This is a genomic window from Massilia sp. LMS1-1-1.1 (assembly GCF_040815535.1).
Classification (GTDB): Bacteria; Pseudomonadota; Gammaproteobacteria; order Burkholderiales; family Burkholderiaceae_D; genus Janthinobacterium; species Janthinobacterium aestuarii.
This window is the reverse complement of sequence record NZ_JBFPNG010000001.1, coordinates 1747483-1766879: the sequence shown is the minus strand read 5'-3', so window position 1 is coordinate 1766879 and position 19397 is coordinate 1747483. Positions and strand designations below refer to the sequence as shown.

22 protein-coding genes are annotated in these 19397 nt (G+C 63.3%); 14 read left to right on the top strand and 8 right to left on the bottom strand.

Annotated features, from left to right (window positions below):
* The first annotated feature begins 127 nt into the window (after positions 1–127).
* The 13 genes from flgB to MRBLMS1_RS08030 all read left to right on the top strand — a co-directional run bounded on the left by flgB (position 128) and on the right by MRBLMS1_RS08030 (position 13018).
* Positions 128–580, top strand: coding sequence for a flagellar basal body rod protein FlgB (gene flgB, locus MRBLMS1_RS08090; protein WP_128142201.1), 453 nt, complete (start codon positions 128–130; stop codon positions 578–580).
* Positions 581–582: 2 nt separating this feature from the next.
* A complete protein-coding gene (gene flgC / locus MRBLMS1_RS08085; protein WP_034754081.1) occupies positions 583–984 on the top strand; it encodes a flagellar basal body rod protein FlgC in 402 nt (133 codons plus the stop codon).
* Positions 985–999: 15 nt separating this feature from the next.
* Positions 1000–1698, top strand: a complete 699-nt coding sequence (locus tag MRBLMS1_RS08080; RefSeq protein WP_128142202.1) for a flagellar hook assembly protein FlgD — start codon at positions 1000–1002, stop codon at positions 1696–1698.
* Between the two features lie 54 nt (positions 1699–1752).
* A complete protein-coding gene (locus MRBLMS1_RS08075; protein WP_128142203.1) occupies positions 1753–3300 on the top strand; it encodes a flagellar hook protein FlgE in 1548 nt (515 codons plus the stop codon).
* A 99-nt stretch (positions 3301–3399) separates the two neighbouring features.
* Positions 3400–4143 (top strand): flagellar basal body rod protein FlgF, encoded by a 744-nt coding sequence (locus MRBLMS1_RS08070; protein ID WP_035821385.1) that lies wholly within the window; start codon positions 3400–3402, stop codon positions 4141–4143.
* Positions 4144–4215: 72 nt separating this feature from the next.
* Positions 4216–4998: a flagellar basal-body rod protein FlgG gene (gene flgG / locus MRBLMS1_RS08065; protein WP_034754070.1), complete on the top strand. Its 783-nt coding sequence runs from the start codon at positions 4216–4218 to the stop codon at positions 4996–4998.
* 50 nt (positions 4999–5048) lie between these two features.
* Positions 5049–5699 (top strand): flagellar basal body L-ring protein FlgH, encoded by a 651-nt coding sequence (locus MRBLMS1_RS08060; RefSeq protein WP_072455384.1) that lies wholly within the window; start codon positions 5049–5051, stop codon positions 5697–5699.
* A gap of 8 nt (positions 5700–5707) precedes the next feature.
* Positions 5708–6817: a flagellar basal body P-ring protein FlgI gene (locus tag MRBLMS1_RS08055; RefSeq protein ID WP_072455726.1), complete on the top strand. Its 1110-nt coding sequence runs from the start codon at positions 5708–5710 to the stop codon at positions 6815–6817.
* A gap of 10 nt (positions 6818–6827) precedes the next feature.
* Positions 6828–7754: a flagellar assembly peptidoglycan hydrolase FlgJ gene (gene flgJ, locus MRBLMS1_RS08050; protein WP_485878766.1), complete on the top strand. Its 927-nt coding sequence runs from the start codon at positions 6828–6830 to the stop codon at positions 7752–7754.
* A gap of 88 nt (positions 7755–7842) precedes the next feature.
* Entirely contained in the window at positions 7843–9810 is a 1968-nt protein-coding gene (gene flgK, locus MRBLMS1_RS08045; protein ID WP_485878765.1) for a flagellar hook-associated protein FlgK, read from the top strand.
* 51 nt (positions 9811–9861) lie between these two features.
* Positions 9862–11103 carry a flagellar hook-associated protein FlgL gene (gene flgL, locus MRBLMS1_RS08040; RefSeq protein WP_485878763.1) on the top strand — a complete coding sequence of 414 codons (1242 nt, stop codon included), beginning with the start codon at positions 9862–9864 and terminating at the stop codon, positions 11101–11103.
* A 166-nt stretch (positions 11104–11269) separates the two neighbouring features.
* Entirely contained in the window at positions 11270–11713 is a 444-nt protein-coding gene (locus MRBLMS1_RS08035) for a MarR family winged helix-turn-helix transcriptional regulator (RefSeq protein WP_128142206.1), read from the top strand.
* A gap of 45 nt (positions 11714–11758) precedes the next feature.
* The gene (locus MRBLMS1_RS08030) at positions 11759–13018 is read left to right on the top strand and encodes an MFS transporter (protein WP_485878762.1); all 1260 of its coding nucleotides are present in this window, start codon (positions 11759–11761) and stop codon (positions 13016–13018) included.
* A gap of 9 nt (positions 13019–13027) precedes the next feature.
* Here the strand turns inward: MRBLMS1_RS08030 and MRBLMS1_RS08025 are convergent, their stop codons facing one another.
* Positions 13028–13924: a LysR family transcriptional regulator ArgP gene (locus MRBLMS1_RS08025; protein ID WP_485878761.1), complete on the bottom strand. Its 897-nt coding sequence runs from the start codon at positions 13922–13924 to the stop codon at positions 13028–13030.
* Between the two features lie 73 nt (positions 13925–13997).
* Here MRBLMS1_RS08025 and MRBLMS1_RS08020 point away from each other — a divergent pair, with 73 nt between their 5' ends.
* Positions 13998–14642 carry a LysE/ArgO family amino acid transporter gene (locus tag MRBLMS1_RS08020; RefSeq protein ID WP_139092283.1) on the top strand — a complete coding sequence of 215 codons (645 nt, stop codon included), beginning with the start codon at positions 13998–14000 and terminating at the stop codon, positions 14640–14642.
* A 9-nt stretch (positions 14643–14651) separates the two neighbouring features.
* On the opposite strand, the gene fliR is transcribed toward MRBLMS1_RS08020, so the two are convergent.
* From fliR to fliL, 7 genes are all read right to left on the bottom strand, one after another.
* Positions 14652–15512 (bottom strand): flagellar biosynthetic protein FliR, encoded by an 861-nt coding sequence (gene fliR / locus MRBLMS1_RS08015; RefSeq protein ID WP_139092282.1) that lies wholly within the window; start codon positions 15510–15512, stop codon positions 14652–14654.
* A gap of 16 nt (positions 15513–15528) precedes the next feature.
* Positions 15529–15798, bottom strand: coding sequence for a flagellar biosynthesis protein FliQ (fliQ, locus tag MRBLMS1_RS08010; protein ID WP_034754044.1), 270 nt, complete (start codon positions 15796–15798; stop codon positions 15529–15531).
* Between the two features lie 10 nt (positions 15799–15808).
* Complete coding sequence (gene fliP / locus MRBLMS1_RS08005; RefSeq protein WP_436480251.1) at positions 15809–16585, bottom strand: flagellar type III secretion system pore protein FliP; 777 nt, start codon at positions 16583–16585, stop codon at positions 15809–15811.
* Complete coding sequence (fliO, locus tag MRBLMS1_RS08000) at positions 16575–17162, bottom strand: flagellar biosynthetic protein FliO (RefSeq protein WP_485878757.1); 588 nt, start codon at positions 17160–17162, stop codon at positions 16575–16577. The genes fliP and fliO overlap by 11 nt, the downstream gene beginning before the upstream one ends.
* Positions 17159–17593, bottom strand: a complete 435-nt coding sequence (gene fliN / locus MRBLMS1_RS07995; RefSeq protein WP_034754038.1) for a flagellar motor switch protein FliN — start codon at positions 17591–17593, stop codon at positions 17159–17161. Before fliN ends, fliO begins: the two co-directional genes overlap by 4 nt.
* Before the next feature lie 176 nt (positions 17594–17769).
* Positions 17770–18756 (bottom strand): flagellar motor switch protein FliM, encoded by a 987-nt coding sequence (gene fliM, locus MRBLMS1_RS07990; RefSeq protein ID WP_034754035.1) that lies wholly within the window; start codon positions 18754–18756, stop codon positions 17770–17772.
* Positions 18757–18762: 6 nt separating this feature from the next.
* Positions 18763–19275, bottom strand: coding sequence for a flagellar basal body-associated protein FliL (fliL, locus tag MRBLMS1_RS07985; RefSeq protein ID WP_070259366.1), 513 nt, complete (start codon positions 19273–19275; stop codon positions 18763–18765).
* Positions 19276–19397 lie beyond the last annotated feature (122 nt).

Here is a 19397-nt window from a genome sequence, read left to right as displayed (position 1 = left end):
GGGTAAAAGTACGGTCTGATCCGGCGATGGTCTTGCTGGTGGGCACCGTACTATGTTTCCTGTCATCACTATACCGCCATCCTTCCGCCATCTCGGGCGCCAGTGGCAGATCTTTCCGGAGCCTGACATGATAGGGAAACTCGACGATTACATGCGCTTCAACGAGACGGCGCTGAGCCTGCGCTCGACGCGCCAGGAATTGCTCGCCTCGAATATCGCCAATGCCGACACGCCCAATTACAAGGCGCGCGATGTCGATTTCGCCGCCGCATTGAAAGGGGCGATGGCGCGCAAGGATGGCGTGCCGCCAGCCCTGAAGGGCACGGCGCCGCAGCATATGCCGGGCAAGGGCGTGGCCGCGGTTGCGGGCGCGGCCGGTGGCGGCAAGGTCGAGACCCTGGCCGACGGTACGCCGCTGCTGTACCGCGCGCCTGCCCAGGGCGCCGTCGATGGCAATACGGTCGACATGGACCTCGAGCGCAATGCCTTTGCCGACAACGCCATCCGCTACGAGGCGGCCGTGACGTTCCTCAACTCGCAGATCAAGGGCATGCTGACGGCCATCCAGGGAGGACAATAATCATGTCGCTATTTAATATCTTCAATGTTTCCGGTTCGGCCATGAGCGCCCAGGCGCAGCGCCTGAACACGGTGGCCAGCAATCTGGCCAATGCCGATAGCGCCACCAGCGCCACGGGCGAAGCCTACCGCGCCAAGCAGGTCGTGTTCGAAGCCGTGCCCATGGCCAACGGCGCCACGGCCGTCAAGGTGCAGAAGGTGATCGAAGACCCGTCGCCGATGAAGCTGGTCTACGACCCGAAGAACCCGCTGGCCGACGAAAAGGGCTACGTCACCATGCCCAACGTGAATACGGTCGACGAGATGGTCAACATGCTGTCGGCTTCGCGTTCGTACCAGACCAACGTGGAAACCATGAACGCGGCCAAGTCGCTGCTCCTGAAAACCCTCACCATCGGCCAATAAGGCTGACTGACCATTATGGCAACCATCGATACCAGCACCGCCACCGTCACCGACCTGATGGCGACAATGAATCCGAAGAAGAACACGGCCGCGAAAGGCAGCGTCGAGGAAGAAACGAACAAATTCCTGACCCTGCTGGTGACCCAGCTGCAAAACCAGGATCCGATGAACCCGCTGGACAATGCACAGCTGACGAGCCAGCTGGCCCAGCTGTCCACGGTGACGGGCGTCAACAAGCTCAATACCACCCTGGAAACGCTCAAGACCAGCTACCAGCAGGCCGAATCCATGCAGGCGGCCAATATCATCGGCCACGGCGTGTTGACGGCAGGCAAGAACATCACCTTGAGCAAGAGCGCGGCCCTGCTGGGCGTGGACCTGGCGACGCCGGCCGACAAGGTCAAGGTCATCATCTACAACAGCACGGGCAAGGAAGTCCATTCCATCGACCTGGGGCCGCAGGATGCCGGTACCTTGCCGCTGGGCTGGAACGGTTCTACGGCCGAGCTCGATAAAGATGGCAAGCCGGTCGTGCTGGCCGACGGCGCCTACACCTTCTCGGTGGAAGCCACGCGCGGCGGCGCCAAGCTGACCGATGCGGCGGCGTTGATGTTCGGCTCGGTCGCCAGCGTGTCGACGGGCGCGGGCGGCGTGAAATTGAACGTGCCAGGCGTGGGCAGTATCACCATGGCCGATGTGAAGCAGATTTTGTAAGCCGCTCATTTGTAGCGTAGACCCTCTACCCCTAATTTCTACCAGGAGAACACAATGTCTTTCCAACAAGGCCTGAGCGGCTTGAATGGCGCCGCCAAATCGCTGGACGTCATCGGCAACAATATCGCCAACTCGGCCACCGTGGGTTTCAAGCAATCGCAGGCGCAGTTCGCCGACATCTATGCCAACTCGCTGTATGGCGTTGGGGGCAACCAGCCCGGTATCGGCGTATCCGTGTCGCAAGTGGCGCAGCTGTTCAACCAGGGTAACCTGGAAAGTTCGTCCAATCCGCTCGACATCGCCATCAATGGCGGCGGTTTCTTCCGCACCAGCGTGAACGGCGCCATCCAGTATTCGCGCAACGGCCAGTTCCAGGTCGACAAGAGCGGCTTCATCATCAATGCGCAGAAAGCCCAGCTGACCGGCTATCCGGCCGATGCGAACGGCAAGATCCTGGCCGGCGCCACCGTGCCGCTGCAGATCGACCCGTCCGACATGGCGCCGCAGGCGACCACCAAGGTCGATACCCAGGTCAACCTCGATTCCAACTCGGCCATGCCGACCGTGGTGCCGTTCAGCGTGGCCGAGCAAAAATCGTGGACCAAGCAATTCCCCGTGCCCGTCTTCGATTCGTTGGGCAATGCGCACACCATGTCCAATTTCTACGTCAAGACGGGCACCAATACGTGGGATGTCTACACGGCCACTGACGGCAAGGAAATCACCAGCGCGAAAGTGGCGTCCGCGGCGCAGACCGATGCCGCCTCGCTGGCTGCGCGCGCCGCCTACCAGGCCGCCGTCACGGCTGTGCCGCTGGTACCGGCCAATATCACGGCCGCCGCCGTCGCTTACGGCAACGCGGCCGGCGCCGCCGTGCGCACCGCCGCCGCGGCGGCCGGTGCCAGCCCCGCGCAGTTGGCCGCCATCAGCGCCACCTTTGGCAGCGCCGTGCCCAATGGTGTCAATTCCAGCCTGACGCCAGACCAGATCGACACCAATATCTCCTCGGTGACGGAAGTGCCCGCCGTGAAGTCGGCTTCGCTGGTGTTCAACAGCGTCGGCAGCCTGGACAAGGCCGCCATGCTGGGCCTGACGCCGCCGCAAACCTTGCCGGTGACGGTGAACCTGCCCGTCTTCCCCGCCACGGGCGCGAACGCGAACCTGGCGATCAAGGTCGACTTCACCAATTCCACCCAGCTCAGCTCGTCCACCAGCGAAAAGCGCACCGTGGCCGATGGCTACGCGGCTGGCCAGCTGAGCCGTTTCGTCGTGGGTTCCGATGGCGTGATTCAGGGCCAGTACAACAATGGCAAGACGCGCGACCTGGGCCAGGTGGTGCTGACCAACTTTTCCAATCCGAATGGCCTCGAACCGCTGGGTAACAATGCCTGGGCGGAAAGCTCGACCTCGGGCAGCCCCATGACAGGCGAGCCGAGCTCGGGCAACCTGGGCGACTTGCGCGCCTCGGCCGTGGAAGTGTCGAACGTGGACTTGACGGCGGAACTGGTCAACATGATCACAGCCCAGCGCGCCTACCAGGCGAATGCGCAAACCATCAAGACGCAGGACTCGGTCCTGCAGACTTTGGTTAACTTGCGTTAATAATCAGGGAGTCAGTCACTTCGTGACCGGAATGTGCCGCATTGCGGCGCATTCCCCCGCCGGGTCTGACCCCAGCTTTCGTTTTGCACGGAGAAACACATGGACCGTCTCATCTACACCGCCGGCTCGGGCGCCAAGCACATCCTCGACAAGCAGGCGACCACGGCGAACAACCTGGCGAACGCCACCAGCACGGGTTTCCGTGCCCAGCTCGACTCGTTCCGCGCCGTGCCCGTGGTGGCCGACGGCATGATGCCGACGCGTACCTTCGTCGTCGATTCGACGGTCGGTTCCGACTTCACGCAAGGTCCGATGCAGCACACGGGCCGCGCGCTCGACGTGGCCGTGGAAAACGGCGGCTGGATCGCGGTGCAGTCGGCCGACGGTTCCGAAGCCTACACGCGCAACGGCGCCTTGAAGCTCAATGAAAACGGCATGCTGCAAACGCAGTCGGGCCTGATGGTGCAGGGCGATACGGGTCCCATGGCCATTCCGCCCGGCGTGACGGTGGCCATCGCCAGCGATGGTACGGTGGGCACGATTTCCACGGACGTGCCGCCAGGCCCATCGACGGTGCTGGGGCGCATCAAGCTGGTCAATCCGCCCGAGCAGCAACTGGTGCGCGGCGACGACGGCCTGTTCCGCCTGAAGGATGGCACGGTGGCGCAGGCCGACCAGGCCGTCAAGCTGACCACCGGCGCGCTGGAAGGCAGCAATGTCAGCCCCGTCGACTCCATGGTCAGCATGATTGCTCTGGCGCGCCAGTTCGAAACGCAAATGAGCTTGTTGAAGAATGCCGAGAATAACGCGGCGAAAGCCACCCAGATCCTCGCTTTGAATTGATGGGGCCCACCGCATAATGGTCACATAGAAATAGTCTACAGAGCTGACTAGCGCTGTTATTGGAGAAAAATCATGATTCGTTCCCTTTGGATTGCCAAAACCGGCCTGGAAGCGCAGCAGACGCAGATGGACGTGATCGCCAATAACCTGGCCAACGTCAGCACCACGGGCTTCAAGAAGTCGCGCGCCGTGTTTGAAGACTTGCTGTATCAAAATGTGCGCCAGCCGGGCGCGCAATCGTCGCAGCAAACCCAGCTGCCATCGGGCCTGCAGATCGGCACGGGCGTACGCACCGTGGCCACCGAACGCATCCATACGCAGGGCAATCCCCAGGCATCGGGCAATTCGCGCGACGTGATGGTCAACGGCACGGGCTTCTTCCAGGTGCTGATGCCGGACGGCGCCACCGCCTACACGCGCGACGGCTCGTTCCAGACGGACGCCAACGGCCAGCTCGTCACCTCCGAAGGTTTCGTCATCCAGCCCGCCATCACCGTGCCGACCAATGCGCTGAGCCTGACCGTGGCGCGCGACGGCACCGTGTCCGTCACCTTGCCCGACACCGTGGCGCCATCGCAGATCGGTTCGCTGCAACTGACCACCTTCGTCAATCCGGCCGGCCTGGAATCGAAGGGCGAAAACCTGTACATGGAAACGGGCGCCTCGGGCGTGGCGCAAACCAATACCCCGGGCACCAACGGCGCCGGCGTGCTGATGCAGGGCTATATCGAGACGTCGAACGTCAACGTGGCAGAGGAAATGGTCAACATGATCCAGACGCAGCGCGCCTACGAGATCAACAGCAAGGCCATCACCACATCCGATCAAATGCTGCAGAAATTGTCGCAACTTTAATTTTCATAGTCGTCATGCCATCCGCCGCCGGATGGCAGCGGAGGTTCGCCATGCAATACCCCATCATCGCTTTGTTGTCCGCAGTCCTGCTGTCCGGCTGCGCCATCACGCCTACGTCCATCGTGCAATATCCGACCACCACGCGCGCACCGATGCCGGAACCCGTGGTCGTCAACAATGGCTCCATCTACCAGCCGTCGACCTACCGTCCCGCCTTCGAAGACCGCCGCGCGCGCCACGTGGGCGACACCATGACGATCGCCATCACCGAGCGCACGAATGCCGTCAAGGCGGGCGCCAGTTCCGGCAACAAGTCGGGCAGCGTGGGCTTCAGCACGCCGGGCATGCTGCAGGGCCGCCTGGGCGGCACCGTCTCGGCGAATGGCGCGACGAAATTTGCCGATGGCGACAACCAGTCCGCCAGCAACACGTTTTCCGGCGTGATCGGCGTGACGGTGATTGAAGTGCTGCCGAACGGCAACCTGATCGTCGCCGGCGAAAAACAGATCGCCATGAACAAGGGCACGGAATTCATCCGCTTCTCGGGCATGGTCAATCCGGACACCATCGGCACGGGCAACGTCGTGCCGTCGACCCAGGTGGCCGACGCGCGCGTCGAATACCGGACCAACAGCCAGATCGACCGCGCCGAAATGGCGTCGATGGCGTCGCGCTTCTTCCTCAGCCTGCTGCCGTTCTGATCATGGTAATGTTGACTTTCCCCCGCTTTCTCGCCATTTTCGGCCTCGCCGCTTCCCTGCTGGCGCCCGTGGCGCAGGCCGAGCGTATCAAGGACCTGGCCAGCATCGCCGGCGTGCGCCAGAATCAGCTGATGGGCTATGGCCTCGTCGTCGGCCTTGACGGCAGCGGCGACCAGACCACGCAAACCCCATTTACCATCCAGAGCGTGGCGGCGATGCTGCAGCAGCAAGGCATCAACTTGCCGCAAGGTACCAGTTTGCAGCTGAAAAACGTGGCCGCCGTGATGGTGACGACGGCCTTGCCCGCGTTTGCCCAGCCGGGCCAGTTGCTCGACGTGACGGTATCGTCGATGGGCAACGCGAAAAGCTTGCGCGGCGGCACCTTGCTGATGACCCCATTGAAGGGCGCCGATGGCCAGGTGTACGGCATGGCGCAGGGCAATGTGCTGGTGGGCGGCGTGGGGGCGCAGGCGGCCGGCAGCTCCGTCGTCATCAACCACCTGAGCGTGGGACGCATCTCGGGCGGCGCGACCGTCGAGCGCACAGTGCCTTCGGCGCTGGGCGCCAACAATACGATCCGCCTGGAATTGAACGCCACCGATTTCGCCACCGCCAGCCGCGTGGTCGATGCCATCAACAGCCGTTACGGCGCCGGCACGGCCGCCGCGCTCGATGGCCGCGTGATCCAGGTGCAGTCGCCGGGCGGCAGCGACCAGCGCGTGTCCTTCCTGGGCCAGCTGGAAAGCATCGAAGTCAATCCGGCCCGCCTGGCGGCCAAGGTCATCATGAATGCGCGCACCGGTTCCGTCGTGATGAACCAGTCCGTGACCCTGGAAACGTGCGCCATTTCGCACGGCAACCTGTCCGTCACCATCAATGTCGAGCCGCAGGTGAGCCAGCCGGCTCCCTTGTCGGGCGGGCGCACGGTGGTCACGCAGACGGCGCAGATCGATATCAAGAAGGAACCGGGCAAGGTCATGCTGGTCAAGGGCGGCGCCTCGCTGTCCGAGGTGGTGAAAGCCTTGAACGCCATCGGCGCCTCGCCGCAAGACTTGCTGGCCATCCTGCAGGCGATGAAGGCGGCCGGTTCGCTGCGCGCCGAACTTGAAATCATTTGATGGATACGCCATGATCAGCCAAACCGACCTCAGTAATACCGCCGCTTACGACGTCAAGGGCATGGATGGCTTGCGCCAGTCCGCCAAGGCGAAGGACCCCGCCGCCCTGAAAGAGGCGGCCACGCAATTCGAAGCCATGTTCATCAACATGATGATGAAAAGCATGCGCGAAGCCACGCCGCAGGACGGCATCATGGATAGCCAGCAAAGCAAGATGTACACCTCGATGCTGGACCAGCAGACCAGCCAGAACCTGGCCAAGCGCGGTACGGGTCTGGCGGACGTGCTGATCCGCCAGTTGTCGTCGTCGAACCAGGCGCTGGCCGCCGATGGCGCCGAAGCGCCGTCGCCGCGCTCGTCGAGCATGGCGCAGGCGCTGGCCGCCTTCCGCCAGCAGCAGGGCGCCCTCACCGAGGGCGCCGCCAGCGCCACCGGTACCGGCAAGACCCTGAGCGACAAGGCCAACGCCACGCAGGCGCCGCACGTGCGCGCCTTCCAGGAAAAGCTGGGCGTGCATGCGGAAGAAGCGAGCCGCGCCACCGGCATCCCGGCCAAGTTCATGCTGGGCCAGGCGGCACTGGAAACGGGCTGGGGCAAGCGCGAAATCATCGCCCGCGACGGCAGCAGCAGCCACAACCTGTTCGGCATCAAGGCCACGGGCGACTGGAAGGGCAAGGTCACGGAAGCCGTCACCACGGAATACGTGAATGGCAAGGCGCAGCGCAAGGTGGAAAAATTCCGCGCCTATGACAGCTATGCGGATAGCTTCAAGGATTATGCGCAGTTGATTACCAACAACAAGCGCTACGAGAAAGTGCTGGCCAGCGCGGGCGACGCCAGCACGTTCGCCCAGGGCTTGCAAAAGGCCGGCTACGCGACGGACCCGAATTACGCTGCCAAATTGACAAAAATTATCAAGAATTCGCTGGTCGGCTAGTAACCCGCCGTGCTCCCGTGCAGGCCGCGCGCTTCAAGTTTTCGCCGCGGCTGCCGTAAATACATTTGACGGTAACCAATAAGACACCATGACTTCGAATCTACTCAGCATCGGTAAGAGCGGTTTGCTTGCAGCGCAGGTGGGCCTGTCGACGACCGGGCATAACATCACCAATGCGGGCGTAGCCGGCTACAATCGCCAGACGGTGCTGCAGCAGACTTCGCAGTCCAACTATGCGGGCTATGGCTTCGTTGGCACGGGCACGGAAGTGTCGCAGATCAAGCGCCAGTACGACAGCTTCATGGCCACCCAGGTCAACACCGCGCAAAGCGCGACCAGCGCACTCGACGCCTATTACACGCAGATCAGCCAGATCGATAACTTGCTGGCCGATCCCACGGCGGGCCTGTCGCCCGCCTTGCAGGATTTCTTCAAGGGCGTGCAGGATTTCAGTTCCAATCCCTCGTCGGTCGCATCGCGCCAGGCGCTGCTGTCGAGCGCGGGCTCGCTCGCTTCCCGCTTCCAGGGCCTGAGCGCACGCCTGACGGAGATCGGCGACGGCGTCAATTCGCAGATCACGTCGAATGTGACGGTCATCAATACCTACGCCAAACAGCTCGCCGAGTTGAACAAGTCGATTTCCCAGTTGTCGGTCGACGCCAGCAACCAGCCCAACGATCTGCTCGACCAGCGCGACCAGCTGATCACGGAATTGAACAAATACGTGAAGGCGACGGTGCAGCCCGCTGCCAACAATACCGTCACCATTTCCATCGGCGCGGGACAGCCCCTGGTGGTGGCCGACCGCAGCTTCGAGCTGGCGGCCACGCCTTCGCGCACGGATCCGAACCGCATCGAGGTGGGCTATGTCACGGGCAGTACCGTGACCGTGCTGCCCGACAGCTCCCTGACCGGCGGCTCGCTGGGCGGCTTGCTGGAATTCCGTAGCGGCACCCTGGACAATGTCCAGAACTCGCTGGGCAAGGTCGCCATCGCGCTGGCCAGCACCTTCAACGACCAGCACAAGCTGGGCCAGGATCTGAATGGCGCCATGGGCGGCGACTTTTTCAAGATTCCCGATCCCGTGATCGGCGCCGACCGCGGCAACAACACCAGCAGCACCACCGTGCTGTCGGCCAAGGTCAGCGACCCGACCAAGCTGACGGCCAGCGATTACAGCCTGAAATACGACGGCAGCAACTATGTGGTGACGCGCGAGTCCGACGGCGCGCACACCATCATCAATCCGTATCCGCAAACGGGGCCGCAAACCATCGACGGCGTCGATTTCTCGATCTCGGGCACGGCCGCCCAGGGCGACAACTACGTCATCAAGCCGACGGCGAATGGCGCGGCCGGCCTGAACGTGCTGATCACCGACCGCAACAAGATCGCCGCCGCCGCGCCGATCGCCACGTCGGCGCCCGTGGCCAATACGGGCTCGGGCAAGCTCAGTGCCGGTTCCGTCGACAAGGCCTACCTGACCCCGGGCAATGCCCTGACGGGTCCCGTGACCTTGACGTATGACAAGGCGACCACCTCGCTGACGGGTTTCCCGGCGGGCCAGGCGGTGACGGTCAAGGGCTTGAATGGGGCCACCACGACGTATCCGGCCGGCACGGCGAACATCCCGTATACGGAAGGCGACAACTTCAGCTTTGGCGGCATCAATGTCAGCATGACGGGCGCGCCGGCACAGGGCGACACCTTTACCATCAAGCCCAATGCGGGCGGCGTGGGCGACAACCGCAACGCCGCGCTGCTGGCGGGCTTGCAGACGAAGAACATCCTCGATGGCGGCAATGCCACGTTCCAGGGTTCGTATGCGCAAACCGTCAGCTTCGTGGGCAACAAGACGCGCGAAGTGCAGGTCAGCGGCCTGGCCAGTCTGGCCTTGCTGCAGCAGGTTAGCACCCAGCAGCAGGCCGTCTCCGGCGTCAACCTCGACGAAGAGGCGGCCAACCTGCTGCGTTACCAGCAGTCCTACCAGGCGTGCGGCAAGGTCATGCAGATTGCCAGCACCCTGTTCGACGTGGTGATCGGCCTCGGACGTTAATCAATTTTTGCCGCGACGTAGCGCGCGGCGGCTTTCTGGAAGGGCAGCATCATGCGCATCAGCACACGAATGATTTATGACCAGGGCAGCTCGCAGCTGAACAATCTGCAGGGCGCCTTGAACCGTACGCAGATGCAGCTGTCGTCGAACCGCCGCAATCTGACACCGGCCGACGATCCGATCGCCTCGGCGCGCGCGCTGGAAGTGACACAGTCGCAATCGATCAATACCCAGTTCGTGACGAACCGCTCGAATGCGAAGAACTTCCTGTCGCAGGAAGAGCTGGCGCTGGGCAGCACCACCTCGCTGATCGCCGACGTCAAGGACCTGGTCCTGAAAGCCGGTAATCCGGCCCTGAAGGACGTCGACCGCGATACCCTGGCCAGGGAGCTGGAAGGCCGGCTCACCGACTTGCTGGGCATCGCGAATACGGCCGATGGTGCGGGCGGCTACCTGTTCTCCGGCTATAAATCCACGACCCAGCCATTCAGCCAGACGCCGACGGGCGCCAGCTACGTGGGCGACCAGGGCCAGCGTGAACTGCAGGTGGGTTCGGCGCGCTACCTGGCCACCAGCGATTCCGGCGCCACCGTGTTTGAAAACAACCTGACTGGCAACGGCAAGTTCACCACGGCCGCCGCCACCGCCAACTTCACGCGCGGCGGCTCGGGCGTGGTTTCGGGCGGCACGGTGACGGACCCGTCGGCATTGACGGGGCATAAATATTCGATCGACTTCAAGGTCACGGGCACGGGCACGGACGCCGTCACCACCTATACCGTCACCGACGCCACCCTGGGCCAGACGGTGCCCAATCCTGCCGTGCCCATCCCCTACAAGGCGGGCGACGCCATCACCTTCGACGGCCAGCAAGTGAACATCACGGGCAAGCCGGCCGACCAGGACAGCTTCACCCTGGAGCCGAGCGCCAAGGAATCGCTGTTTACCACCGTGAAAAACCTGATCGGCGTACTGCGCCAGACGGGCAGTGGCGATGCGGCTCAGGCGCGCCTGACGAACGGCTTGAACGCCGCGCATAATATTCTCGACACGGCCTACGACAACGTGCTGTCCGTGCGCGCCGACGTCGGTTCGCGCATGAAGGAACTCGATTACCTCGACAGCGCCGGTGACGATCTCGACATCCAGTACGCCACCACCCTGTCGGACCTGCAGGACCTGGACATGGTGAAAGCCATTTCCACCTTCAGCCAGCAACAGATCACCCTGCAGGCGGCGCAAAAATCGTTCACCTCGATCTCGGGCCTGTCGCTGTTCAACTACATCAGCTAAGAACGGGCATCGGCAGGATGACCGGCAAGCCGGGGCAGGGAGGACGTCTCCGGCCCCGGCTTTTTTGCGTTCGCAATCTGGTCACTTGGACAAGATATGCAGGCAAACTGTGCAGTCTACCTGCATATCTGTTATAGTAGGGGCCGTTGATCCACTTTCGCTCCCCATGCACATCCCACAAGAAGACCACGAACAAGTCCTGCAACTGGCCGGCGAATTGCGCATCCTGATCGGCAAGTTGCGCCGCCGCCTGCGCGAAGAGGCGCACCTGGGGGACGTCAGCATGTCGCAGGCATCCGTGCTCAGCCGTCTCGAGCGCGACGGCCCGGCCACGGCCAGCAGCCTGGCGCGCGCCGAAGGTATGCGGCCCCAGTCGATGGCCGCCACCGTGCAAGCCTTGACGGAAGCACAGATGGTGACGGGGTCGCCCGATCCGGCTGACGGACGGCAAACGATATTGACCCTGACGGACAGCTGCCGCGCCTGGATCGCGGCCAGCCGCGCCGCGCGCGAAGACTGGCTGGCGCGCACCATTGAAACCCGGCTCACGCCGGACGAAGTCACCGAATTGAACCATGCGGTGGCATTACTCAAACGCTTGGCGGAATGATCCGCTGCTAGACCTTAACACCCGGCAAGGAGCCCGCACGCCCAGATGAACAACACATTCCGTTCGCTACGCATTCCCAATTACCGTATCTGGGCCGGCGGCGCCCTCGTGTCGAATATCGGCACCTGGATGCAGCGCACGGCGCAGGATTGGCTGGTGCTCAGCGAATTGACGCAGCACAATGCCAGCGCCGTCGGCATCGTCATGGCCTTGCAGTTCGGTCCGCAATTGCTGTTGCTGCCCCTGACGGGCATGGCGGCCGATTTGCTCGACCGGCGCAAACTGCTGCTGTGCACGCAGGCGGCCATGGGATTGCTGGCGCTGGGCCTGGGTTTGCTGTGCATCAGCGGCCTCGTGCAACTGTGGCATGTGTATGTGTTTGCTTTCCTGCTCGGTTGTGTGACGGCTTTCGATTCGCCTGTGCGCCAGACTTTCGTTGCCGAAATCGTCGGCGAGGAAGACCTGACCAATGCCGTGGCGCTCAATTCCACTTCGTTCAATGCGGCGCGCATGCTGGGCCCGGCCGTGGCCGGCTTGCTGATCAGCAGCGTCGGCAGCGGCTGGGTCTTCATCATCAACGCCGTCTCGTTTGCGGCCGTGATCGGTTCGCTGTTGCTGCTGCGCGTGGAATTGCTGCGCCGCGCGCCGCGCCTGAAGGCCACGCGCGCCAGCCTGGGCGAGGGTTTCCGCTACGTGCGCCAGCGGCCTGACCTGATGGCCGTCCTGTTGATGCTGTTCCTGATCGGCACCTTCGGCCTGAACTTCCCCATCTTCCTGTCGACCATGTCCGTGAAGGCTTTCCATGCGGGTGCCGGCCAGTATGGCGTGCTCAGTTCCGTGATGGCTTGCGGCTCCGTGGCCGGCGCCTTGCTGGCGGCGGGGCGCGGCCAACCCACGCTGGCCTTGCTGCTGGGTGCGGCCGCGCTGTTCGGCCTGGCGTGCGCGCTGGCCGCCGTGATGCCCAATTACTGGCTGTTCGGCATGATGCTGGTGGTCATCGGCATCGCCGCGCAAACGTTTACCACCAGCGTCAACAGCAGCGTGCAACTGTCGACGGCACCCGCCATGCGGGGCCGCGTCATGGCCATCGTGCTGGCCATTTCGGCGGGTGGCACGCCGCTGGGCGCACCCATCGTGGGCTGGGTGGCCGACACCTTCGGCCCGCGCTGGGCGCTCGGCATCGGCGCTTTGTCCGGTCTGGCGGCGGCCCTCGTCGGCGTGCGCTACCTGGTCAAATATCACCAGTTGCGCTTGAACGTCGACGTGCGGCGCTGGCGCTTCGCATTCCGCAGCGACCAGCACTGACGCCAGCTGTCAGGGCGGCAGCAGGCCCGTGCGGGCGGCGGCCAGGATGGCTGCGCTCAAGCCATCGAGCAGGCTCGAGGCGGCGCGCGCCGTATGCCAGTGCAGGGACACATCGAGAGGTGTAGCGGGCAGCAGTTCGACCAGGCTGCCATTGTCGAGATGGGACTGGATCAGCGCTTGCGGATGCAAGCTCCAGCCCATGCCGGCCAGCGCTGCCGTAACGAAAGCATGCGACGAGGGCAGGGTGTGGCGCGGCAATTCCACATGCCGGTGGCACAGGCGGCGCACCCAGCGCGCCTGCAGCTCGTCCTTGGCATTGAAGACGAGGCTGGGCGCCAGTGCCAGGCTGGCGGCACCGACGCCGTGGGCAAAATGCCGCTGCAGGAAGGCGGGACTGGCGGCCGCCAGGTAGCGCATGGCGCCCAGCGGGCGGCTGTTGCAGCCTGAAGCGGGCCGGGCCGTGGCGCTGACGGCCGCCAGCACGGCGCCGCTGCGCAGCCATTCGGCCGTATGGTCCTGGTCGTCGACGGCCACCTGCAGCAGCACCGGGTGCGCGGCCGCGAAGGCGGCGATGGCGGGCGCCAGCCAGGTGGCCAGGCTGTCGGCATTCACGGCGATGGGCACGCTGGCGCGCGACATGCCCTGCGCTGCCAGCGCCGGCAAGGTGCCCTGCAAATCCTGTTCCAGCAATTGCACCTGGTCCACATGCTGGCACAGGCGCCGGCCCGTTTCCGTGGCGCGGCAGGGCTGGTCGCGTATCACCAGCGCGCAGCCGACGCGCTCTTCCAGCAGGCGGATGCGCTGCGAAATGGCCGATGGCGTCACGTGCAAGGCGCGCGCTGCGCGCTCGAAACTGCCTTCGCGGATGACGGAAGCCAGCGCGGCGAGGGCGGCATAATCGAGCATGAATGAAGTTTTCCTTAACTTGCTGTAGAAAAGGTAGTTTGCCTTCATTTCGTTCGGCTGGCAAGATCGCCGCATGACACTCTCGACCGCCACCACACCACTCGTTTTCTCCGTCTTTCTCCAGGGCTTGACCCTGGGCCTGGGACTCATCGTTGCCATTGGCTCGCAAAATGCCTTTGTCTTGCGGCAAGGCTTGCGCCGCGAACACGTGGGCGCCATCGTGCTGTTTTGCGCGCTGGCAGACGCGGCGCTGATTGCCGCCGGCGTCCTGGGCATGTCCCGGGCGCTGGGGCAGCGCCCCATGCTGGCCAGCGCGCTGGCGCTGGGCGGCGCCATTTTTCTGGCCGTCTACGGTTGGCAAGCGCTGCGGCGTGCGCGCCGGCCCCAGCAGCTGCGCGCCGCCGAGGGCGGTGCCGGCCTCGGCCTGGCTGCCATCCTGGCGCAGGCGGCGGCATTTACCTTGCTCAATCCCCATGTCTATCTGGATACGGTATTGCTGGTGGGGAGCATCGGCGCTCAGCAGCCGGGCGTAATGCGCGGCTGGTTTATCGTTGGCGCCAGCGCGGCCAGCCTGCTGTGGTTTGCCTCGCTCGGCTATGGCGCGCGCTGGCTGGCGCCGTGGTTTGCGCGGCCCCGGGCCTGGCAAGTGCTCGATGGCTTGATCGGCGTGACCATGTTCGTGCTGTCGGCGCTGCTGCTGCGCCACGCGCTGGGCTGATAGCCCTGGTCAGCGCGCGGCAGGCAGCGGCGCCGGTGGCGCGGGGCGCAAGGGATTCGGCGGCGCGGGCGGCGGTGGCCGGTCGCGCGTGGCAAAGCCGCGCGGCAGCAAACGCGCCGTTTCTATGCCGCGCAGGAACATGTTCTGGAAGGGCGTGGCCAGGTAGGGCAGGACCATGCCGATCACCAGCAAGCCCACGCCCAGGGTGACGGGGAAGCCGATACCGAAAATGTTCAGCTGCGGCGCAGCGCGCGTCAAGATGCCCAGTGCCACGTTGGTCAGCAGCAGGGCGGCGATGATCGGCAGCGAAATTTGCAGGCCAGAACGGAAGATTTCCCCGCCCCAGGCCGCCAATTGCTGGAAACCGCCGCCGCTGATGGGGCTAGCCGAAATGGGCAGGCTGACAAAGCTTTCCGCCAGCGCCGCCAGCAAGACCAGGTGGCCGTTGACGGTCAAAAACATCAAGGTGGCCAGCATCACGAGGAACTGGCTGATGGCGGACGACCTGCCCTTGGTTTGCGGATCGAAGAACGAGGCGAAGCCCAGGCCCATGGTGAGACTGCTGAGTTCGCCGGCCATTTCGATGGCGGAAAACACGATGCGGATGGAAAAGCCCATGGCCAGCCCCACCAGCATCTCTTGCGTGAGGATCAGCAAGCCGGGCAGGGACATCGGGTTTACGGCCGGCAAGGCCGGCACGGTGGGGGCGATGATCATGGCCAGCAGCGCGCCCAGGGTCACCTTGACGCTGGCCGGCAGGGCCGCGTTGCCGAACAGGGGCGCGGCCGCGATCAGGCCGAGGATGCGGCTAAGCGGCCACAGCAATGCTGCGATCCACGTATTGAGTTCGATGCTGGACAGGGTCAGCATGGCAACAGTGGCTGCACTAACCCACCAGGTTCGGGATGCCCGTAAACACCTGGCGCATGTAGTCGAGCATGACGGACAGCATCCACGGACCGGCCACGACGATGGCAACAAAGATGCCGACCAGCTTGGGGATGAAGGACAGGGTCGCCTCGTTGATCTGCGTGGCCGCCTGGAAGATACTCACGATCAGGCCGATGATGAGGGCGACGAGCAGCATGGGCGCGGCCACCATCAGCGTGATTTCCATCGCATGGCGGCCCAGGGTCATGACGCTTTCGGGTGTCATTGTATTTCCCCTAGTAAAAACTCTGAGACAACGAGCCCAGCAGTAACTGCCAGCCATCGACGAGCACGAACAGCATCAGCTTGAACGGCAGCGAGATCGTCGCCGGCGACATCATCATCATACCCATCGACATCAGCACGCTGGCGACCACCATGTCGATGATCAAAAACGGGATGAAGATGGCAAAGCCGATCTGGAACGCCGTCTTCAGTTCGCTGGTGACGAAGGCGGGCACGAGGATGCGCAGCGGCACGTCTTCCGGACCTTGCAGGGCCGCCGAGCGCGACATCTTGGCGAACAGGGCCAGGTCGGCCTGGCGCGTCTGCTTGAGCATGAAGGTTTTCAGGGGATCGACGCCCTTGTCCAGTGCCTGCTGCATGGTGATCTTGTTTTCCTGGTAGGGCTGGTAGGCATCCGTATAGATCTTGTCGAACACGGGCCCCATGACGAACAGGGTCAAAAACAGGGCCAGACCCACCAGTACCTGGTTCGGCGGCGCCGATTGCGTGCCGATGGCCTGGCGCAGCAGGGACAGCACGATGATGATGCGCGTAAAGCAGGTCATCATCAAGAGGGCCGCCGGCAAAAAGGTGAGCGACGTCATCAGGATGAGCGTCTGCACCGGCAGCGAATAATTCTGGCCGCCGCCCGGCGCCGGCGTGCTGTTGAAGGCCGGGATGCCAGGTTGTGCCATCGCCCACAGCGGCAAGGCCAGGGCAACGGCCGCCAGCAGCCAGGTCAGGGGAGTCTTCAAGGTGGACCACGCCATCTGCTGCTTATTTCCCATTGCGTTTTTCGATGGTCTGTTTCAGCCACTCGGAAAAATTGGCGGCCGCGGGGCCGTTTTGCGCCGTGGCCAGTTGCGGCAGATCGCCTTCCTGGCGTGGCATGGTGGCCAGCGCATTGATCCTGCCGGGTGAGGCGCCGACGACGATCCACTGGTCGGCCACTTCGACGAGGACGATGCGTTCGCGTCCGCCCAGATTGAGCGAGCTGACGACGCGCATCTTGTTGTTGCCACCCATGACCTTGGGGCCATAGCGTTTCATGAACCAGGCCAGGCCGATCAAGAGGGCCAGCACGAACATCAGCGCGAGGATGGTTTGCAGCAAGCTGCCGGCCGAGCTTGCCGGCGCCATCGTTGCCGGTGCGCCGGGCGGCATGGCGGGCAGGGCGGTGGCCGGCGAGGTTGCCGGAGAAACTGCTGGCGCCGTTGCCGCGGCAGGCGGCGTCTCGCTTGCCACGGCGGCGGAAGCGCTGGCGGCGCTGGCCGCCGGCGAGGATGCGGCTGGCGCTTCAGCCAGCGCAATGCTGCATGCCGCCATCAGCGGCAGCACAGTGGAAATCAACAGGCCAGGCTTCATTTATTCAATTTTCGGATGCGTTCGGAAGGCGTGATGATGTCGGTCAGGCGGATGCCGAACTTGTCATTGACCACCACCACTTCGCCCTGGGCGATCAGGCAGCCGTTCACCAGCACGTCCATCGGTTCGCCGGCCAGGCCGTCAAGCTCGACAACGGAACCCTGCGCCAGTTGCAGCAGGTTCTTGATGGCGATCTTGGTACGGCCCAGTTCGACCGTCAGCTGCACGGGGATATCGAGGATGAAATCGATATCGTTGTGCGTTTCCGACTTCGATGCCTGCTTGGAAAAGTCCTTGAACACGGCGGCGCTGGCCGCGCTGGCGGTATTGGCGGCCTGGTTTTGCAGCGCTTCGGCTTCCGCCTTGGCCTGCTCGGCAATGGCCGCGCCCCAATCGTCTTCCGCGCTTTGGTCGTCTTGGTTGTCAGACATGTGTTTCTCCTGTTGTACAGAGTTGGCCGCCAAGCGGCCAGTGTATATATTAATTGTAACGCCTGGCAAAACCGTAGCGAGCGGCAGTGATTTGTGGCTAAGAAGCGCAACCGTGCTGGAGCACGGTGAGCATCGCAGGCCGCAAAGCGCGACGCGCAGTAGGTTTGGTCAGGTGTTTAGTGGTTGTTCATGTTATCGGCATTGGCGAGGAGTTTCTCCACCTTCAATGCATATTGTCCGTTTAACACGCCGTACGTGCAATCCATCACGGGCACGCCATCGACGGTGGCGGCGATCAGTTCGGGAATATTCAGCGGGATGATGTCGCCCACCTTCATGTTCAGGATTTCATCGAACGACACGCGCGCCGTGCCCAGCGAGGCCACCAGTTCGACTTCGGCGATCTGGATCTGCTGCGTCATCAGGCGGATCCAGCGCTTGTCCACTTCCAGCGCCTCGCCCTGCAGGCTCGAGGTCAGCGAATCGCGGATCGGCTCGATCATCGAATACGGCATGCAGAAGTGGATTTGTCCGGAAACGGAGCCCAGTTCCACCGTAAACGTGGAAGCCACCACCACCTCGTTCGGCGTGGCGATGTTGGCGAACTGCGTGTTCATTTCCGAGCGGATATATTCGAACTCGACGGGGAAGACCGGCTCCCACGACTTGGTGTACGCCTCGAAGACGATATCGAGGATGCGCAGGATGATGCGCTGCTCCGTCTGCGTAAAGTCGCGTCCTTCGACGCGCGTATGGAAGCGTCCGTCGCCGCCGAACAGATTGTCGACCAGCAGGAAGACGAGGCCCGGATCGAAGACCATCAGGGCCGTGCCGCGCAGCGGCTTCATGTGCACCAGGTTCAGATTGGTCGGCACCACCAGATTACGGATGAACTCGCTGTATTTCGAGACGCGCACGGAACCGACCGACACTTCGGCGCTGCGGCGCAGGAAGTTGAACAGGCCCACGCGCAGCAGCCGGGCGAAACGCTCGTTGATAATTTCCAACGTCGGCATCCGGCCGCGCACGATGCGCTCCTGGGTTGCCAGGTTGTAGGTACGAACTCCCGTGACGTCTTCCGGCGCCTGCGCGTCGTCCTGGTCTCCGTTGACGCCCTTCAGAAGGGCATCGACTTCTTCCTGGGAGAGGAAATTATCGGCCATGGCTGCTTATTGAATGATGAATGCGGTAAATAATACGTCCGTCACGTCCTGCTCCGGCCCTTTGTCCTCGAACGGCTGGTTCACCTGATTGATGATTTCGGCCGCCAGCTGCTGCTTGCCTTCCACGGTATTGAGTTCGGACGCCTTCTTGCCGGACAGCAGCAACAGCAGGCGGCTGCGCACTTTTGGCATGTTCAGCTTGATCGAGTCCATTTCTTCCGGACTGCTCACCTGCAGGGTAAACGCGATCTGCAGATATTGCTCGCCATTTTCCGGCTGCAAGTTGACGGTGAACGCATCGACGGGCACGAAAACGGGTGGACCTGCCTTGGACGCGGCATGCTTTTTCTTGCTCGGCGCCGATTCTTCTTTATCGGCCTTGCCATGCAAGAAGTACCAGGCGGCACCGCCACCGATGCCGCCGGCCACCAGCACCGAGGCCAGCACTATGATCAGAAGCTTCTTTTTCGAGGCGCCGGCGGGAGCCAGGCCTGCATCTGCTTTCGGATCTGCTTTCATTTTTGGATTTGCTTTCAATGGTACTCGGGTGCATGGAAGTGGATCACGACGCCATTATGTCATTATCGGCAAATTCTGCGCAGGAGGATGCAGTGAAAAGAGGGCGGAAGCGCCCTCAACTC

Excerpts from the sequence above, each read along its gene's own strand:
- flgB (WP_128142201.1), top strand. The coding sequence starts at position 128 with ATGATAGGGAAACTCGACGATTACATGCGCTTCAACGAGACGGCGCTG.
- flgC (WP_034754081.1), top strand. The coding sequence starts at position 583 with ATGTCGCTATTTAATATCTTCAATGTTTCCGGTTCGGCCATGAGCGCC.
- MRBLMS1_RS08080 (WP_128142202.1), top strand. The coding sequence starts at position 1,000 with ATGGCAACCATCGATACCAGCACCGCCACCGTCACCGACCTGATGGCG.
- MRBLMS1_RS08075 (WP_128142203.1), top strand. The coding sequence starts at position 1,753 with ATGTCTTTCCAACAAGGCCTGAGCGGCTTGAATGGCGCCGCCAAATCG.
- MRBLMS1_RS08070 (WP_035821385.1), top strand. The coding sequence starts at position 3,400 with ATGGACCGTCTCATCTACACCGCCGGCTCGGGCGCCAAGCACATCCTC.
- flgG (WP_034754070.1), top strand. The coding sequence starts at position 4,216 with ATGATTCGTTCCCTTTGGATTGCCAAAACCGGCCTGGAAGCGCAGCAG.
- MRBLMS1_RS08060 (WP_072455384.1), top strand. The coding sequence starts at position 5,049 with ATGCAATACCCCATCATCGCTTTGTTGTCCGCAGTCCTGCTGTCCGGC.
- MRBLMS1_RS08055 (WP_072455726.1), top strand. The coding sequence starts at position 5,708 with ATGTTGACTTTCCCCCGCTTTCTCGCCATTTTCGGCCTCGCCGCTTCC.
- flgJ (WP_485878766.1), top strand. The coding sequence starts at position 6,828 with ATGATCAGCCAAACCGACCTCAGTAATACCGCCGCTTACGACGTCAAG.
- flgK (WP_485878765.1), top strand. The coding sequence starts at position 7,843 with ATGACTTCGAATCTACTCAGCATCGGTAAGAGCGGTTTGCTTGCAGCG.
- flgL (WP_485878763.1), top strand. The coding sequence starts at position 9,862 with ATGCGCATCAGCACACGAATGATTTATGACCAGGGCAGCTCGCAGCTG.
- MRBLMS1_RS08035 (WP_128142206.1), top strand. The coding sequence starts at position 11,270 with ATGCACATCCCACAAGAAGACCACGAACAAGTCCTGCAACTGGCCGGC.
- MRBLMS1_RS08030 (WP_485878762.1), top strand. The coding sequence starts at position 11,759 with ATGAACAACACATTCCGTTCGCTACGCATTCCCAATTACCGTATCTGG.
- MRBLMS1_RS08025 (WP_485878761.1), bottom strand. The coding sequence starts at position 13,924 with ATGCTCGATTATGCCGCCCTCGCCGCGCTGGCTTCCGTCATCCGCGAA.
- MRBLMS1_RS08020 (WP_139092283.1), top strand. The coding sequence starts at position 13,998 with ATGACACTCTCGACCGCCACCACACCACTCGTTTTCTCCGTCTTTCTC.
- fliR (WP_139092282.1), bottom strand. The coding sequence starts at position 15,512 with ATGCTGACCCTGTCCAGCATCGAACTCAATACGTGGATCGCAGCATTG.
- fliQ (WP_034754044.1), bottom strand. The coding sequence starts at position 15,798 with ATGACACCCGAAAGCGTCATGACCCTGGGCCGCCATGCGATGGAAATC.
- fliP (WP_436480251.1), bottom strand. The coding sequence starts at position 16,585 with ATGGGAAATAAGCAGCAGATGGCGTGGTCCACCTTGAAGACTCCCCTG.
- fliO (WP_485878757.1), bottom strand. The coding sequence starts at position 17,162 with ATGAAGCCTGGCCTGTTGATTTCCACTGTGCTGCCGCTGATGGCGGCA.
- fliN (WP_034754038.1), bottom strand. The coding sequence starts at position 17,593 with ATGTCTGACAACCAAGACGACCAAAGCGCGGAAGACGATTGGGGCGCG.
- fliM (WP_034754035.1), bottom strand. The coding sequence starts at position 18,756 with ATGGCCGATAATTTCCTCTCCCAGGAAGAAGTCGATGCCCTTCTGAAG.
- fliL (WP_070259366.1), bottom strand. The coding sequence starts at position 19,275 with ATGAAAGCAGATCCGAAAGCAGATGCAGGCCTGGCTCCCGCCGGCGCC.